Source organism: Streptomyces sp. NPDC017095 (assembly GCF_044332325.1).
Classification (GTDB): domain Bacteria; phylum Actinomycetota; class Actinomycetes; order Streptomycetales; family Streptomycetaceae; genus Streptomyces.
This window is the reverse complement of sequence record NZ_JBIROU010000002.1, coordinates 606,150-622,749: the sequence shown is the minus strand read 5'-3', so window position 1 is coordinate 622,749 and position 16,600 is coordinate 606,150. Positions and strand designations below refer to the sequence as shown.

The window sequence follows — 16,600 nt, the reverse complement described above, 5'->3', positions numbered from 1 at the left end:
GATCATGTCTGGCATGACCGAGGTGTCCTCGCTCACAGGGCGGCTGCTCGTGGCCACTCCCGCTCTGGCGGACCCGAACTTCGACCGCGCGGTGGTGCTCCTCCTCGACCACGACGAGGAGGGCTCCCTCGGTGTCGTCCTCAACCGCCCCACCCCGGTGGACGTAGGCGACATCCTGGAGGGCTGGGCCGACCTCGCCGGCGAGCCGGGCGTGGTCTTCCAGGGCGGACCGGTGTCGCTGGACTCGGCGCTGGGCGTGGCGGTCATCCCGGGCGGCGCGGACGCCGACCGGGCCCCGCTCGGCTGGCGGCGGGTGTACGGGGCGATCGGCCTGGTGGACCTGGAGGCCCCGCCGGAACTGCTCGCCTCGGCCGTGGGCAGCCTGCGGATCTTCGCCGGTTACGCCGGCTGGGGTCCGGGCCAGCTGGAGGACGAGCTGGTCGAAGGCGCCTGGTACGTGGTCGAGTCCGAACCGGGGGACGTGTCCTCGCCGGCCCCCGAGCGGTTGTGGCGCGAGGTGCTGCGCCGCCAGCGCAACGAGCTGGCCATGGTGGCCACCTATCCGGACGACCCTTCGCTCAACTGATGCCGGGACGCTTCAGTACTCTTGCTGATATGAGCACTCTCGAGCCCGAGCGCGGGACTGGTACGGGGACCCTCGTCGAACCGACGCCGCAGGTGTCCCACGGCGACGGCGACCACGAGCGCTTCGCCCACTACGTCCAGAAGGACAAGATCATGGCGAGCGCCCTCGACGGCACCCCCGTCGTGGCGCTGTGCGGCAAGGTCTGGGTGCCGGGCCGCGACCCGAAGAAGTACCCCGTGTGCCCCATGTGCAAGGAGATCTACGAGTCCATGGGCAGCGGCGGCGACGGCAAGGGCGGCGACGGCAAGTAGGTCCCCGTCCGGCCGGACGGCGAGATCCCCGGGGTGCGCGGAAGTGGCGCGTCCCGGGGATCTCCGTGTTTTCCGGCCGCCGACTGGTCCAGACCTCTTGTGGGCGCCGTGCGCAGTGCCTAGCCTTCGGGGTGCGTATCTCCGTTGTGTGTCAAGCAATGCGCGTTGCAAATGGTGCAACGCGCTTGCGGGGTGAGGGGCTGATGACGTGGAACTGATTCCGGCGCCGCGCGCCGTGCGGGAGCCGGCGGGACCGGACGTGCCCCTCGGGCCGGACACCACCCTGTGGGCCGCCCCCGGCGCCGAGCGCGCCGAACGCTGGCTGCGCGCCACGCTCGGCGCGGCCCTGGGCCTGCCGCTGCGTCCCGGGCCCCGGGACGCCCGCGACGGCGTACGGCTGGTCCTGGACGACACCCTGGAGCCGGAGGCGTACCGGCTCGACGCCTGCGCGGGCAGCGGCGTGGAGATCCGCGGCGGCGGGCCCGCCGGCGTGTTCTGGGGCGCCCAGACTCTGCGCCAGCTCCTCGGCCCCGACGCCTTCCGGCGCGCCCCCGTACGGCCGGACGCCGCCCCCGCCGTGCCCGCCACGGCCGTCGAGGACGCCCCGCGGTTCCGCTGGCGCGGCCTCCTCCTCGACGTCGCCCGGCACTTCATGCCCAAGGAGGGCGTGCTGCGCTATCTGGACCTGATGGCCGCGCACAAACTCAACGTCCTGCACTTGCATCTGACGGACGATCAGGGCTGGCGCATCGAGATCAAGCGGTATCCGAAACTGACCGAGATCGCCTCCTGGCGTACCCGGACGAAATTCGGCCACCGCGCCTCACCGCTGTGGGACGAGAAACCGCACGGCGGGTACTACACCCAGGACGACATCCGGGAGATCGTCGCCTACGCCGCCGAGCGGCACATCAGCGTCGTCCCCGAGATCGACGTGCCGGGCCACTCGCAGGCCGCCATCGCCGCGTACCCGGAACTCGGCAACACCGATGTCGTCGACACCGCCGCCCTGTCCGTCTGGGACACCTGGGGCATCTCCGCCAACGTGCTGGCCCCCACCGACACCACCCTGCGCTTCTACGAAGGCGTGTTCGAGGAAGTGCTGGAGCTGTTCCCGGCCGGCGCCGCCGAGTTCTCCGCGTTCGTGCACGTCGGCGGCGACGAGTGCCGCAAGGAGCAGTGGACCGAGTCCGTCACCGCCAAGACCCGCATCGCCGACCTCGGCCTCACCGACGAGGACCAGCTCCAGTCCTGGTTCATCGGCCACTTCGACGCCTGGCTCGCCGCGCGCGGGCGCCGCCTCATCGGCTGGGACGAGATCCTGGAGGGCGGGCTCGCGCCGGGCGCGGCGGTCTCCTCCTGGCGCGGCTACGCGGGCGGCGTCGCCGCCGCGCGGGCCGGCCACGACGTGGTCATGTGCCCCGAGCAGTACGTCTACCTGGACCACCGGCAGGCCCCGGGCGACGACGAACCCGTGCCCATCGGCTTCGTCCGCACCCTGGAGGACGTCTACCGGTTCGAGCCGGTGCCGGCCGCGCTCACCGCCGAGGAGGCCCGCCGGGTGCTGGGCACGCAGGCCAACGTGTGGACCGAGGCGCTGGAGGACTCCGCGCGGGTGGACTACCAGGCCTTCCCGCGCCTCGCCGCCTTCGCCGAGGTGGCCTGGAGCCCGCTGCCCGCGCCGGCCGAACGGGACTACGCCGGCTTCGCGCGCCGGATGAGCGCCCACTACCGGCGGCTCGACGCCCTCGGCGTCGCCTACCGGCCGGCCGACGGGCCCCGCCCCTGGCAGCGGCGCCCCGGCGTGCCCGGCCGCCCGATCGACGGGCCGCCCCCGAACCGGTGACGGCGCGGGGCCGCCCCGCCCCGCACCCGTAACGGTAAAACCCGCCAGGATCACCGAAGAGTGGCAATCCGCGCGCACTGGTGATGCCGTGCGAAACCGGGCCATCCCCCTGGTGAGACGGGCGAATGCCTCCTAGCGGACCCCCGCGTCCGGGCGTAGCGAAGATGTGCCAGAGTTGCGTCGTCCGCCCTGTCAGCACGTACCGTACGGCAGCACAGGCGGGACCAGGTGGGGCAGCGGGAAGGGGCAGCCGGTTTGACCACGCACGCACCGCGGACGGCGCAGGCCGTCACGTTGCCCACGACACTGGACGAGGCCGTCGCGGCCCTGGCCGCCCGGCCCGCCGCCGTCCCCGTGGCGGGCGGCACCGACCTGATGGCCGCCGTCAACTCCGGTCAGCTCAGGCCCGCCGCGCTGGTGGGACTCGGCCGGATCAGCGAGATCCGCGGCTGGCAGTACCAGGACGGCCACGCGCTGCTCGGCGCCGGCCTCACGCACGCGCGCATGGGCCGCCCCGACTTCGCGGCCCTCATCCCGGCGCTCGCCGCCGCCGCGCGCGCCGCGGGCCCGCCGCACATCCGCAACGCCGGCACCCTGGGCGGCAACATCGCCTCGGCCGCCCCCACCGGGGACGCGCTGCCGGTGCTGGCCGCCCTGGAGGCGACGCTGATCATCGCGGGCCCGGGCGGCGCCCGCCGGGAGATCCCGGTGTCGCATCTGCTGGCCGGCGTGGAGATGCTGCGCGGCGGCGAACTCATCGGCTATGTGCGCGTACCGCTGCTGCACGCCCCGCAGGTCTTCCTGAAGGCCACCGGACGCACCGGCCCGGGCCGCGCGCTGGCCTCCGTGGCCCTCGTGCTCGACCCCGCCCGGCGCGGTGTGCGCTGCGCCGTCGGCGCCATCGCGCCGATGCCGCTGCGTCCGCTGGAGGCCGAGCAGTGGATCGCGGGACTCATCGACTGGGACAACGACCGCGCCCTCGTACCGGAGGCCCTGCACGCCTTCGGCGAGTACGTCGCCGCGGCCTGCATCCCCGACCCGGCCCCCGGGCCGGACGGTTCGGCGGCCCCGCTCCCGCCGGCCGTACTGCACCTGCGGCGCACCGTCGCCGCGCTGGCCCGACGAGCACTGGGGAGGGCGCTGTCGTGACCGACGACCAGCACGGAGAGGCCACGCCCCAGGGCGGCGGACGCTGGGACCCGCTGCCCCAGGGCGACTACGACGACGGCGCCACCGCCTTCGTCAAGCTCCCCGAAGGCGGCATCGACGCGCTGCTGTCCGGCGACAGCCCGCTGGCCGCGCCCGGGCACGGCTACGTGCCGCCGCGGATCGCGGCCACGCACGCCGAAGGCGCCGCCGTCTGGCCGGTGCCGGACGCGGGCGGCCAGTGGCCCGGACCGGACGCCGGGGCCGCGCCGCACACCGCGGACGACCGGTTCACCTACCAGCCCGAGGCCACCCAGCAGTGGGCCTACGAGGAGCCCGCGGCACCGGCCGCCCCGGGGCACGACGTCACCGGGCAGTGGTCCATCCCCGTCGCCGGGGGCCACCTCCCCGACGAGTCGGGCGAGTTCACCGCGTCCGCGCTGGCCGGGCAGTGGGGCGGCGCGCCGTCCACGCTGCCCGGCGGCGCGCCGGCCCCCTGGGCGACGGACGGCGCGGGCCACGCGTGGGACGCCCCCGGCCACATCGACGCGGGCGCGCCCCAGGCGTACGCCCCGGCCACCGGGTACGGACACCCGGCACCCGACCAGGGCGGCACGGGGGACACGGGGCACGGTTACCCGGCGCCGGGCCATGCGGAGCCCGGTCACCTGCAGCCCGGTCACGCGGAGCCCGGTCACCTGCAGCCCGGTCACGCGGAGCCTGGCCACGTGGAGAACGCCGACGCGGAGGCGGGACACGCGGAGGGTGTTCACGGGCAGGCTGGTCATGTAGAGCCCGGACACGCCGAGGGTGCTCACGCACAGCCTGGTTACGCGGAGGCGGGACACGCCGAGGGTGCTCACGCACAGCCTGGTCACGTAGAGCCGGGACACGCCGAGGGTGCCCACGCGCAGCCCGGACACGCCGACAGCGGTCACGCGGACGCCGGTCACGGCGGGGCGGAACACGCCGACGACGCTGGTGCCACGGACGCCGGTCACCCGGAGGACGTGCTCCCGGACGCCGGTCACACCGAGGGTGGTCACGCCGAGGGTGGCCTCCCGGACGCCGGGTACTTCGGGACGGGACACGCCGACACCGGACACCCGGAGGGTGGTCTCCAGGGCGCCAGTCACACCGAGGGTGGTCTCCCGGTCGCCAGTCACGCCGAGGCGGAACACGCCCACGCCGGACACGCCGACGCGCCCGGTGCTGTCGACGCGTCCGGCGGTGCCGACGCGCCCGGCGTCGCCGCCGCGTCCGGCGAACCGGTCGCACCGGCGCATCCGCAGACCGGGCCCGGTGTGGCGCCGGAGGCGGAGGTCCACGCCCTCGCGGACGCCCCTGAGCGCCCCGCTGAGGCTCCCGCGGGCCACGACCGGCCGAGCGGTCCGGCCGACGCGTCCGGGTCCGCCACGGCGGCGACCACGGCCGCCGAGGCTCCTCAGGACCCCGACGCCCCCGCCGCGCCGGCGGCCGCACCCGAGCCCGCCGCGGCCGAGCCGGACGAGTCCGCCGTAGCCGCCGTACCCGAGGACGCCGAACCGGCCCCGGAAGCCGAAGCCGCGACCGAAGCCGAAGCCGAAGCCGAAGCCGCGACCGAAGCCGAAGCCGAAGCCGAAGCCGCGACCGAAGCCGAAGCCGCGGGCGTGGCCGCGGCCGTGCCCGAGGACGGCGGGGAACCGGCCGCCGCGCCCCTGGCGCCGCACGACGACCACCCGCTCGCCTCCTACGTGCTGCGCGTCAACGGCGCCGACCGGCCGGTCACCGACGCCTGGATCGGCGAGTCCCTGCTGTACGTGCTGCGCGAACGGCTGGGCCTGGCCGGCGCCAAGGACGGCTGCTCGCAGGGCGAGTGCGGCGCCTGCAACGTGCAGGTCGACGGCCGTCTGGTGGCCTCCTGCCTGGTCCCGGCGGTCACCACGGCCGGCAGCGAGGTGCGCACCGTCGAGGGCCTGGCCGTGGACGGACAGCCCTCCGACGTCCAGCGCGCGCTGGCCCGGTGCGGTGCCGTGCAGTGCGGTTTCTGCGTACCGGGCATGGCGATGACCGTGCACGACCTGCTGGAGGGCAACCCGGCGCCGAGCGAGCTGGAGGCCCGGCAGGCCCTGTGCGGCAACCTGTGCCGGTGCTCGGGCTACCGGGGCGTGCTGGAGGCCGTCAAGGAGGTCGTCGCCGAGCGCGAGGCGTCCCACGGCGGTGGCGGGGCGGACGGGGACGAGGCCCGTATCCCGCACCAGGCGGCCCCCGGCTCCGGCGGCGTCCACCCGTCGGCCTTCGAGGCACCGGGCGCGTTCGCCGCCCCGCGCTCACGGGAGCCGCACGAGGCACCGGGCCCGTACCAGGCACCCGGCCCGTACGACGCCCCCGACGCGTACGGCACACCCCCCGGACCGCCCGACGAGCACCCGGGAGCGCAGGACCAGCACTACGGCCAGGACGGAGGCCAGGCGTGAGCAACGAAGCCGGCATCGCGACCACCGCCGCGGAACCCGCCTCCGCGACCGAGCCGTCGCCGCACGGCCTCGGCGCCTCCCTGCCGCACGCGGACGCCCGGGCCAAGACCGAGGGCACCTTCCCGTACGCCGCCGACCTGTGGGCCGAGGGCCTGCTGTGGGCCGCCGTGCTGCGCTCCCCGCACGCGCACGCGCGCATCGTGTCCATCGACACCACCCACGCGCGCGAGATGCCCGGCGTCCGGGCCGTCATCACCCACGAGGACGTGCCCGGCACGCCCCGGCACGGCCGCGGCACGCCCGACCGGCCGGTGTTCGCCTCCGACGTCGTACGCCACCACGGCGAGCCCATCGCCGCGGTCGCCGCCGACCACCCGGACACCGCGCGGATGGCCGCCGCCGCCGTCATCGTCGAGTACGAGGTGCTCGACCCGGTCACCGACCCCGAACGGGCCTTCGAAGCCCAGCCGTTGCACCCCGACGGCAACCTGATCCGGCACATCCCGCTGCGCCACGGCGACCCGGAGGCGGCCGGCGAGGTCGTGGTCGAGGGCCTGTACCGCATCGGCCGCCAGGACCCGGCCCCGATCGGCGCCGAGGCCGGACTCGCCGTACCGCGCCCCGACGGCGGGGTGGAGCTGTACCTCGCCTCCACCGACCCGCACACCGACCGCAACACGGCCGCCGCCTGCTACGGCCTGCCACCCGAACGGGTGAAGATCGTCGTCACCGGGGTGCCCGGCGCCACGGCGGACCGCGAGGACCAGGGCTTCCAGCTCCCGCTCGGCCTGCTCGCGCTCCGCACCGGCTGCCCGGTGAAGCTCACCGCCACGCGCGAGGAGTCCTTCCTCGGCCACGCCCACCGCCACCCCACCCTGCTGCGCTACCGCCACCACGCCGACGCCGAGGGCAGACTCGTCAAGGTGGAGGCCCAGATCCTGCTGGACGCGGGCGCGTACGCCGACACCTCCGCCGACGCCCTGGCCGCCGCCGTCTCCTTCGCCTGCGGCCCGTACGTGGTGCCGAACGCGTTCATCGAGGGCTGGGCCGTACGCACCAACAACCCGCCTTCCGGCCACGTACGCGGCGAGGGCGCCCTGCAGGTGTGCGCCGCCTACGAGGCGCAGATGGACAAACTGGCGCGGAAACTGGGCCTGGACCCGGCCGACCTGCGCCTGCGCAACGTCCTGGCGACCGGGGACGTCCTGCCGATCGGCCAGACCGTGACCTGCCCGGCCCCGGTCGCCGAACTCCTCCAGGCCGTCCGGGACTTCCCGCTGCCCGAGCTGCCGGTGGACCTGCCCGAGGAGGAGTGGCTGCTGCCCGGCGGCCCCGAGGGCGCGGGCGAACCGGGCGCGGTGCGCCGGGGCGTCGGCTACGGCCTGGGCATGGTGCACATGCTGGGCGCGGAGGGCGCCGACGAGGTGTCCACGGCCACCGTCAAGGTCCACGACGGCGTGGCGACCGTGCTGTGCGCCGCCGTGGAGACCGGCCAGGGCTTCACCACGCTGGCCCGGCAGATCGTCCAGGAGACCCTGGGCGTCGAGGAGGTCCACGTCGCGCCCGTCGACACCGACCAGCCGCCGGCCGGCGCGGGCTGCCGGGGCCGGCACACCTGGGTGTCGGGCGGCGCGGTGGAGCGCGCGGCGAAGATGGTCCGCGCCCAGCTCCTCCAGCCGCTCGCGCACAAGTTCGGCATGTCGACGGAGCTGCTCCAGATCGCCGACGGCAAGATCACCTCGTACGACGGGGTGCTGTCGACCACCGTCGCGGAGGCACTGGAGGGCAAGGAGCTGTGGGCCACGGCCCAGTGCCGCCCGCACCCCACCGAACCGCTGGACGCCGCCGGCCAGGGCGACGCCTTCGTGGGCCTCGCGTTCTGCGCGATCCGCGCGGTGGTGGACGTCGACGTGGAGCTGGGCTCGGTCCGGGTGGTGGAGCTGGCGGTCGCGCAGGATGTCGGCCGGATCCTCAACCCGGCCCAGCTCGCCGCCCGTATCGAGGCGGGCGTCACCCAGGGCGTGGGCATCGCCCTCACCGAGAACCTGCGGACACCGCGCGGCCTGGTCCGCCACCCCGACCTCACCGGCTACGCCCTGCCGACCGCGCTGGACGCCCCGGACATCCGGATCGTGAAACTGGTCGAGGAACGGGACGTGGTGGCGCCCTTCGGCGCCAAGTCGGTCAGCGCGGTCCCGGTGGTGACGGCACCGGCCGCGATCGCCTCCGCGGTGCGCGCCGCCACCGGCCGCCCGGTCAACCGGCTGCCGATCCGCCCGCAGGCGGCGGTGGTGGCGGACCGGTGAGCCCGCCACCGTCCGGCGGACCGCGCTACGAGCCCGCGCCCGGCGCGGGCCGGCTGCTGCTGTGGATCGCGGTGTTCGCGGTGGCGGCCCTCGCCGTCGTGCTGGGCGGCGTCTACCTCACCTGAGGTGCCGGCCGGCGGGACCGTGTGCCGGGCCCGCCGGGTGTCTTCCCTCGTGCGGGGCGTTGTCAGTGGGCCGGCGTAGTGTGCCGAGTGGTGGGGGGACCTGCCCGGGGGCGCGCACGAAGCGGTGCGCGCGCCTGCCACGCACGGGGAAGATCGCGGGGGAGCGATGAGCACGACCGACGCCGGAATCGCGGCGATCACGCTGACCGAGGCGGAGCTGGACCGGTACGTCAGCCACGCGCCGACGCGCGGCCTGCTCGCGGACCCCGGCCTGCCCGCCCGGACCGGTGCGCTGACCTTCTCGCCGCTGCGCACGCACGGCCTGCGCACCCTCGCCGACGCCGCCGACGGCCCCTTCCGCCTCGCCGAGGAGCTGCGCGGCCGGCTGGTCATCGGCGAACTCCTCACCCCGGCCGGCCGGGGGAGCGCCTCGATCCTGCTCGACGGTGCGACGGGCGAGCTGACGACGGCCTTCCTGTTCGACCCGGCCGAGCCGCGCCCGTTCGCGCCGTCCCTGCACACCCTGCTGCGCTTCGCCGCGGTCACCGAGGAACTGGCGGGCCTGCGCGGCCGGTTCGCCGCCCTCGCCGGCCGCTACGGCCCCCAGACGGTGACCGAGGCGTCCCGGCGCCTCCTCACCCTCTTCGAGGAGGGCTCGGACGGCGCCGTCCCGCCGTACTGGAAGGTGGCGGCCCTCATCCGCCCGCTCGCGTTGGTCGCCGGCCCCGGCACGGCCTCCGGGCTCACCCTGGACGTCCCCGCGCGCGTGCTGGACCAGGAGTTCGGGCACGGCAGGGTGACCCGGCACGAGGAGGTCGACTTCCCGGCGACGCTCACCCACGGGCCGACCCGCCGCTTCCTGTGCGAGACGGGACTGCCGCAGGCGGCGGTCTTCTTCCACGCCGACACGGACGCCCCGCTCCCGACGCTGCGGGAGTACTTCGCCGAGGAACACCCCGGCCGTCCCGCCGCGCTGCTCCCGGCCCACTGCGACCACCTGGTCCGCCTGGGCCGGCTGGACGAGGAGACCAGCCTGGTGGTCGACGGCAGAACGGGCGCGGTGCTGACCTACAGCCACCCGGACGCGACGCTCAACGCCCTGAACACCGACGTCTCCACGCTGGCGTTCACCCTCTGGCTGCTCCACCACGAGCGCACGATCGACGCCCACCTGGGCGGTGAGCTGGCGACCCGGGCCTACGACGACCTGGCCGCCGCGATGCTCCACACCCTGAACAGCGTGGACCCCACCGGCACCCTGCCGGACACCACCTGGCACTACTGGACGGACCTGCTCCGCAACGACCCGGACACCCTCTTCTGAACACCCCGGCCCCGCACGGAACGCCGACATCGCGGCCGGCCACCCGCCAGTGGCCGACCGCGTACCGGTATGGAGGCCGTGGCGGGAATCGAACCCACGTAACTCGCTTTGCAGGCGAGTCCCTAAACCACTCGGGCACACGGCCGTGTTGAGTTGTCGTTCTCGGCCGTGGGGGGAATCGGACCCACGTGACTCCCCGCGAGCGGAGCTCGCTGATGGATGCAGCGCAGGCGAGTCCCTGAACCACTCGGGCACACGGCCGTGTTGAGTTGTCGTACTCGGCCGCGATGGGAACGCCGCCGGGTTCGTGAGACGAACGTACGGGGGCGGGCCGGTGGGGCTCAAGGGGCGGTGGGGCGCCGCAACGCGACTGCCATACGCCGTTCATGAAACGGCGCGGGATCTACGACCATGGGCGGAGCGCGGGTCGGTCTTCTGACAGGGGTCAAAGTCGGTTGCGGGCCTTACCCTGACGGTCATGAGCGCCCTCGAATCCCGTGACCCCGCCGTCCTCGATCCCCCCGCCGAGCAGGCGTCCGGCGTGCTGAGCCGGGCCTACCGGGCGCTCAGTGTCGGGATCGTGTCCGTCGTCGTGCTGATCGCCTTCGAGGCGACCGCCGTGGGCACGGCGATGCCGGTCGCCGCCCGGGAGCTGGACGGCGTGGCGCTGTACGCGTTCGCCTTCTCCGGCTACTTCACGACCAGCCTCTTCGGCATGGTGCTCGCCGGACAGTGGTCCGACCGCCGGGGCCCGCTCGGCGCCCTGACGGCCGGCATCGGCGCCTTCGCGGCGGGGCTCGTCGTCGCCGGCACCGCACAGGCCATGTGGGTGTTCATCCTCGGCCGGGCCGTGCAGGGCCTGGGCGGCGGCCTGGTGATCGTCGCGCTGTACGTGGTCGTGGGCCGGGCCTATCCGGAACGGCTGCGGCCCGCGATCATGGCGGCGTTCGCGGCCGGCTGGGTCGTCCCGTCCATCGTCGGCCCCCTGGCCTCCGGCGCCGTCACCGAGCACCTCGGCTGGCGCTGGGTGTTCGTCGGCATCCCGGTCCTCGTCGTGTTCCCGCTCGCCCTCGCCCTGCCCCAGATACGGCGCAGGGCGGCGGGCCCGGTGGACGGGCGGGCCGGCGCCGGCTCCGTCGACCGGCGGCGCATCCGGCTCGCGCTCGGCATCTCCCTGGGTGCCGGGCTCCTCCAGTACGCCGCCCAGGACCTGCGCCCCCTCTCCCTGCTCCCGGGGCTGGCCGGCGCCGCGCTGCTGGTGCCCGCCGTGCTCGGCCTGCTCCCGCGCGGCACCTACCGGGCGGCCCGCGGGCTGCCCTCCGTCGTGCTGCTGCGCGGGCTGGCCGCCGGTTCCTTCATCTCCGCCGAGTCCTTCGTGCCGCTGATGCTGGTCACCCAGCGCGGGCTGTCGCCGACGCTCGCCGGGTTCTCGCTGGCGGCCGGCGGCGGCACCTGGGCGCTGGGTTCGTACGTGCAGTCCCGGCCGCGCCTGGCGCCGCACCGGGAGCGGCTGATGACCGCCGGCATGGTGCTGACCGCCGCCGCGATCACGACCGCGCCGAGCGTGCTGATCCACGCCGTGCCCGTGTGGACGGTGGCCGTGGCCTGGGGCGTCGGCTGCTTCGGGATGGGCCTGGTGATCTCCTCCACCAGCGTGCTGCTGCTGCGGCTGTCCGCCCCGGCGCAGGCCGGCGCCAACTCCGCCGCGCTCCAGATCTCCGACGCCCTGACCAACGTGGTCCTGCTGGCCGGGACCGGCGCGGCCTTCGCCGCCCTGGGCGGCGGCAGCACCGCGGCCACCACGGCGGGCGGCGGGCACCCCGCCGCCTTCGCCGCCGTCTTCCTGCCGATGGCGGTGGTGGCGCTGGCGGGCGCCTGGGTGACGACGCGGCTGCGGGAACGGCCCTCGCGCGCCGGGTGACAGGCCGGTGACCGGAGGGTCCGCCGGGCCGGTGACCGGGAGGCGCGGGGCCGGTGACCGGAGGGTCCGCCGGGCCGGTGACCGGGAGGCGCGGAGCCGGTGACCGGAGGGTCCGCCGGGGCCACTGTGACGTGGCTCCCACCCGCGGGCGACCCGGGCTCGTCCGCGGGGCGGGCGGGTGGCGGCGCCGGTAGGGTGGCCCGGTTGTCATACGTAGCCGCCCGACCCTGATGCCCGGAGACCGTGACTACCACCGCCGCTTCCTCCGCCTCCTCCCACCACCTCTCGCCCGCCTTCCCGGGCCGGGCCCCCTGGGGTACCGCCAGCAAGCTGCGTGCCTGGCAGCAGGGGGCGATGGAGAAGTACATCCAGGAACAGCCGCGCGACTTCCTCGCCGTCGCCACGCCCGGCGCCGGCAAGACGACCTTCGCGCTGACGCTGGCGTCCTGGCTGCTGCACCACCACGTCGTGCAGCAGGTGACCGTCGTCGCGCCCACCGAGCACCTGAAGAAGCAGTGGGCCGAGGCCGCGGCCCGGATAGGGATCAAGCTGGACCCGGAGTACAGCGCGGGCCCGCTCGGCCGGGAGTACGACGGCGTCGCCGTGACGTACGCCGGTGTCGGGGTCCGGCCCATGCTGCACCGCAACCGGGTCGAGCAGCGCAAGACCCTCGTGATCCTGGACGAGATCCACCACGCCGGCGACTCCAAGTCCTGGGGCGAGGCGTGCCTGGAGGCCTTCGAGCCGGCCACCCGGCGGCTGGCCCTGACCGGTACGCCGTTCCGCTCCGACACCAACCCGATCCCCTTCGTGACGTACGAGGAGGGCCAGGACGGCATCCGGCGGTCCTCCGCCGACTACACGTACGGCTACGGCTCCGCGCTGTCGGACGGCGTCGTCCGCCCGGTGATCTTCCTTTCCTACAGCGGCAACATGCGCTGGCGCACCAAGGCCGGTGACGAGGTCGCCGCCCGGCTCGGCGAGCCGATGACCAAGGACGCGGTCAGCCAGGCCTGGCGTACCGCGCTGGACCCGCGCGGCGACTGGATGCCGAGCGTGCTGCGCGCCGCCGACCAGCGGCTGACCGAGGTCCGCAAGGCCATCCCGGACGCCGGCGCGCTGGTCATCGCCTCCGACCAGGACTCCGCGCGCGCGTACGCCAAGCTGATCCGGGAGATCACGGGCAGCAGGGCGACGCTCGTGCTGTCCGACGACGCCGGCGCCTCGCAGCGGATCGACGAGTTCAGCGCGGGCGACGACCGGTGGATGGTCGCCGTGCGCATGGTGTCCGAGGGCGTCGACGTGCCGCGCCTCGCGGTGGGCGTGTACGCCACGACGATCTCGACCCCGCTGTTCTTCGCCCAGGCCGTCGGGCGTTTCGTGCGGTCGCGGCGGCGCGGCGAGACCGCGTCCGTGTTCCTGCCGACCGTGCCCGACCTGCTGACCTTCGCCAACGAGATGGAGAAGGAACGCGACCACGCCCTGGACAAGCCGAAGAAGGAGGGCGAGGAGGACCCGTACGCCGAATCCGAGAAGGAGATGGAGGAGGCGAACCAACAGCAGGACGAGGACACCGGCGAGCAGGACATGCTGCCCTTCGAGGCGCTGGAGTCCGACGCCGTGTTCGACCGGGTGCTCTACGACGGCGCCGAGTTCGGCATGCAGGCGCACCCGGGCAGCGAGGAGGAGCAGGACTACCTCGGCATCCCGGGCCTGCTGGAGCCCGAGCAGGTGCAGTTGCTGCTCCAGAAGCGGCAGGCCCGGCAGATCGCGCACAGCCGGAAGAAGCCGGACACCGACGCCGACCTGCTGGAGCTGCCCGCCGAGCGGCGCCCGGTGGTCACGCACAAGGAGCTGATGGAGCTGCGCAAGCAGCTCAACACGATGGTCGGCGCGTACGTGCACCAGAGCGGGAAGCCGCACGGCGTGATCCACACCGAGCTGCGGCGGGTGTGCGGCGGGCCGCCGAGCGCGGAGGCCACGGCGGGACAGCTACGGCAGCGGATCGCCAAGGTCCAGGAGTGGGCCACCCGTATGAAGTGACCCGGTCAGAGGGCGTCCGGCCCCCGGTCCCGTGTGCGTATCCGGACGAAAGCAGGCAGGCCGGATCTGGCCTTGCCCGGATTCTGGACGGAGGCTTCCGCTCAGCGAACCGGCTTCGCTACTGTCCGGCTACGCATACGCCCCGTGGCAGCGCCGCCGCGGAGCGCAGCCGTGAAGCGACAGGGTCCGGAGCCTCCGGGCCGACCTGCCGATCGGCGGCCTCTGGAGCGCGTCGCCGACGGGACTCGGTGACGCATCCGCCGCTCGGGGGTCCGCCGACCCTCACCGCCGAAGGAGTGGGCGTCGTGACCGCGGAGACCTCTCAGACGCTCGACCGGGGACTGCGCGTCCTCAAGCTGCTGGCCGACACGGACCACGGGCTGACCGTCACCGAGTTGTCCACCAAACTGGGCGTGAACCGGACCGTGGTGTACCGGTTGCTCGCCACCCTCGAACAGCACGCGCTGGTACGGCGTGACCTCGGCGGCCGGGCCCGGGTGGGCCTCGGGGTGCTGCGGCTCGGCCGGCAGGTGCACCCGCTGGTGCGAGAGGCCGCGCTGCCCGCGCTGCGCTCGCTCGCCGAGGACATCGGGGCCACCGCGCACCTGACGCTGGTGGACGGGACGGAGGCACTCGCCGTCGCGGTGGTGGAGCCGACGTGGACCGACTACCACGTGGCCTACCGGGCCGGCTTCCGGCATCCCCTGGACCGGGGCGCCGCGGGCCGGGCGATCCTGGCCGCGCGGCAGACGCCGTCCGCCGGGCCCGGGTACACCCTCACGCACGGCGAACTGGAGGCCGGGGCGAGCGGGGCCGCCGCGCCGCTGGTCGGGGTCACGGGCGTCGAGGGCAGCGTGGGCGTGGTGATGCTGGCGGACGCGGTGCCGGAACGGGTCGGACCGCGGGTGATGGAAGCGGCCCGCGAGGTCGCGGAGGCCCTGCGCTGACCGGCGGCCCCGTCCGTGCCGGCCGCCGCCGGGACCGTGCCGGGCGCGGCGCTCCGTCACGTTAGATTGATCCCGTGCTCTCACGTCTCACACGTCCCCAGGCCCTCGCCGTCTGCGCGGCGCCCGTCGTGGCCCTGCTGGCCACGGCGGTCTTCGCGCCGCTGCCGTTCTCGGTGGCGCAGCCCGGGATGACGGCGAACGTGCTCGGCGAGAACCAGGGCACCCCGGTGATCACCGTGTCCGGCGCGGCCACCCGGAAGACCAGCGGGCAGCTCCGGATGACCACCATCGAGGCGACCGGGCCGGACGCCCGGGTCTCCCTCGCCGACGTGGCCGGCAACTGGTTCCGCACCGACCGGGCCGTCATGCCGCGCGACGCGGTCTACCCGAGCGGGGACACCGTCAAGGAGATCGAGAAGCACAACGAGGCGCAGATGCGGCAGTCCCAGGACGCGGCCACCCAGGCGGCGCTGCGGTACCTCGGGCTCGGCGCCGGCCGGGTCCGGGTCTCGCTGCGGCTGGCCGACGTGGGCGGCCCCAGCGCGGGCCTGCTGTTCTCGCTCGGCGTCATCGACAAGCTGGACGGCGACGGCCGCGGCGGCGACCTCACCGGCGGCCGCACCGTCGCCGGCACGGGCACGATCGACGCCGACGGCCGGATCGGCGCGGTCGGCGGGGTGGCCCTGAAGACCCAGGCCGCGCGCCGGGACGGGGCCACCGTCTTCCTGGTCCCGCGGGCGGAGTGCGCCGACGCCCAGGCCGAGCTGCCGAAGGGGCTGCGGCTGGTCCCGGTGACCACGCTCAAGGGCGCGGTCGGCTCACTGGTGGCGCTGGAGCAGGGCAAGGGCGCGGTCCCGAGCTGCTGAACCGACCGCGGGGACCGGTCTCACGGCGGCCTCCCGGGCGGGGCGCCGCCGCACGGCAGGCGGCCTCCCGGGCGGGGGACCGGTCTCACGGCGGCCTCCCGGGCGGGGGCCCCGCCTCACGGCGGGTCCTGCTCCGTCCGGTCCCCGGCCGCCTGCTCCACCAGCGGGATGATCCGGAAGGGCACCGGGTTCTCCATGACGATCGCCGTGGACGCCCGCACGATGCCGTCGAAGGCGATCACCCGGTCGATCACCCGCTGCAGATCGGCGTTGGAACGGGCCACCAGCCGGCACAGCATGTCCCCGCTGCCGGTGGTGGTCAGCAGCTCCAGCACCTCCGGCACGGTCGCCAGGTGTGCCCGCACGTCCGCGCCCTGGCCCTGGCGGATCTGGAGCGTGGCGAACGCGGTGACCGGATAGCCGAGGGCCGCCGGCTCCACCTGCGGACCGAAGCCGCGGATGACGCCGTTGGACCGGAGGCGGTCCAGCCGCGCCTGCACGGTGCCCCGGGCCACGCCCAGCCGCCGGGACATCTCCAGCACACCGATGCGCGGCTCCTCGGCCAGCAGCACGATGATCCGGCCGTCCAGATGATCGATCGCCACGGAACCCCCTGAGATGGTCATCCTGTACAGAAAGACCGCCGGACCCGGCGTACCACTGAACACATTGCCCAGCGGATTCGCGAACTATTGCGCACCTTGCAGAGCGGGGCCACCCTTC

13 protein-coding genes and 2 tRNA genes are annotated in these 16,600 nt (G+C 74.8%); 12 read left to right on the top strand and 3 right to left on the bottom strand.

Annotated elements, in window-relative coordinates; genetic code table 11:
- Nucleotides 1–13: 13 nt before the first annotated feature.
- From ACH4OA_RS05840 to ACH4OA_RS05805, 8 genes are all read left to right on the top strand, one after another.
- The gene (locus ACH4OA_RS05840; protein ID WP_365878662.1) at nt 14–586 is read left to right on the top strand and encodes a YqgE/AlgH family protein; all 573 of its coding nucleotides are present in this window, start codon (nt 14–16) and stop codon (nt 584–586) included.
- 29 nt (nt 587–615) lie between these two features.
- The gene (locus ACH4OA_RS05835) at nt 616–897 is read left to right on the top strand and encodes a DUF3039 domain-containing protein (protein WP_397967802.1); all 282 of its coding nucleotides are present in this window, start codon (nt 616–618) and stop codon (nt 895–897) included.
- Between the two features lie 208 nt (nt 898–1,105).
- Complete coding sequence (locus ACH4OA_RS05830) at nt 1,106–2,743, top strand: beta-N-acetylhexosaminidase (RefSeq protein WP_397941237.1); 1,638 nt, start codon at nt 1,106–1,108, stop codon at nt 2,741–2,743.
- 255 nt (nt 2,744–2,998) lie between these two features.
- On the top strand, nt 2,999–3,892 hold the full coding sequence (locus tag ACH4OA_RS05825) for an FAD binding domain-containing protein (RefSeq protein WP_365878668.1): 894 nt from the start codon (nt 2,999–3,001) through the stop codon (nt 3,890–3,892).
- Complete coding sequence (locus ACH4OA_RS05820) at nt 3,889–6,345, top strand: 2Fe-2S iron-sulfur cluster-binding protein (RefSeq protein ID WP_397967800.1); 2,457 nt, start codon at nt 3,889–3,891, stop codon at nt 6,343–6,345. Before ACH4OA_RS05825 ends, ACH4OA_RS05820 begins: the two co-directional genes overlap by 4 nt.
- Nucleotides 6,342–8,651 (top strand): xanthine dehydrogenase family protein molybdopterin-binding subunit, encoded by a 2,310-nt coding sequence (locus tag ACH4OA_RS05815; RefSeq protein ID WP_397967797.1) that lies wholly within the window; start codon nt 6,342–6,344, stop codon nt 8,649–8,651. The genes ACH4OA_RS05820 and ACH4OA_RS05815 overlap by 4 nt, the downstream gene beginning before the upstream one ends.
- Nucleotides 8,648–8,776 carry a hypothetical protein gene (locus ACH4OA_RS05810; protein ID WP_365878674.1) on the top strand — a complete coding sequence of 43 codons (129 nt, stop codon included), beginning with the start codon at nt 8,648–8,650 and terminating at the stop codon, nt 8,774–8,776. Before ACH4OA_RS05815 ends, ACH4OA_RS05810 begins: the two co-directional genes overlap by 4 nt.
- Nucleotides 8,777–8,942: 166 nt before the next feature.
- On the top strand, nt 8,943–10,100 hold the full coding sequence (locus ACH4OA_RS05805) for an SUKH-4 family immunity protein (RefSeq protein WP_397967796.1): 1,158 nt from the start codon (nt 8,943–8,945) through the stop codon (nt 10,098–10,100).
- Between the two features lie 70 nt (nt 10,101–10,170).
- On the opposite strand, the gene ACH4OA_RS05800 is transcribed toward ACH4OA_RS05805, so the two are convergent.
- Together ACH4OA_RS05800 and ACH4OA_RS05795 are read right to left on the bottom strand one after the other, a co-directional pair.
- Nucleotides 10,171–10,245 (bottom strand) — tRNA-Cys (locus ACH4OA_RS05800).
- Nucleotides 10,246–10,263: 18 nt separating this feature from the next.
- A tRNA-OTHER gene (locus ACH4OA_RS05795) sits at nt 10,264–10,361 on the bottom strand.
- 217 nt (nt 10,362–10,578) lie between these two features.
- On the opposite strand from ACH4OA_RS05795, the gene ACH4OA_RS05790 reads away from it, so the two are divergent.
- The 4 genes from ACH4OA_RS05790 (at nt 10,579) to ACH4OA_RS05775 (ending at nt 15,877) form a co-directional block, all read left to right on the top strand.
- A complete protein-coding gene (locus ACH4OA_RS05790; RefSeq protein WP_397941189.1) occupies nt 10,579–12,021 on the top strand; it encodes an MFS transporter in 1,443 nt (480 codons plus the stop codon).
- A gap of 243 nt (nt 12,022–12,264) precedes the next feature.
- Nucleotides 12,265–14,064 (top strand): DEAD/DEAH box helicase, encoded by a 1,800-nt coding sequence (locus ACH4OA_RS05785; RefSeq protein ID WP_365878705.1) that lies wholly within the window; start codon nt 12,265–12,267, stop codon nt 14,062–14,064.
- 305 nt (nt 14,065–14,369) lie between these two features.
- Nucleotides 14,370–15,011, top strand: coding sequence for a helix-turn-helix domain-containing protein (locus ACH4OA_RS05780; RefSeq protein WP_365878707.1), 642 nt, complete (start codon nt 14,370–14,372; stop codon nt 15,009–15,011).
- Nucleotides 15,012–15,085: 74 nt separating this feature from the next.
- Nucleotides 15,086–15,877, top strand: a complete 792-nt coding sequence (locus ACH4OA_RS05775) for a S16 family serine protease (RefSeq protein WP_397967794.1) — start codon at nt 15,086–15,088, stop codon at nt 15,875–15,877.
- A 116-nt stretch (nt 15,878–15,993) separates the two neighbouring features.
- Here the strand turns inward: ACH4OA_RS05775 and ACH4OA_RS05770 are convergent, their stop codons facing one another.
- The gene (locus ACH4OA_RS05770; protein WP_397941185.1) at nt 15,994–16,482 is read right to left on the bottom strand and encodes an Lrp/AsnC family transcriptional regulator; all 489 of its coding nucleotides are present in this window, start codon (nt 16,480–16,482) and stop codon (nt 15,994–15,996) included.
- Between the last annotated feature and the right edge of the window lie 118 nt (nt 16,483–16,600).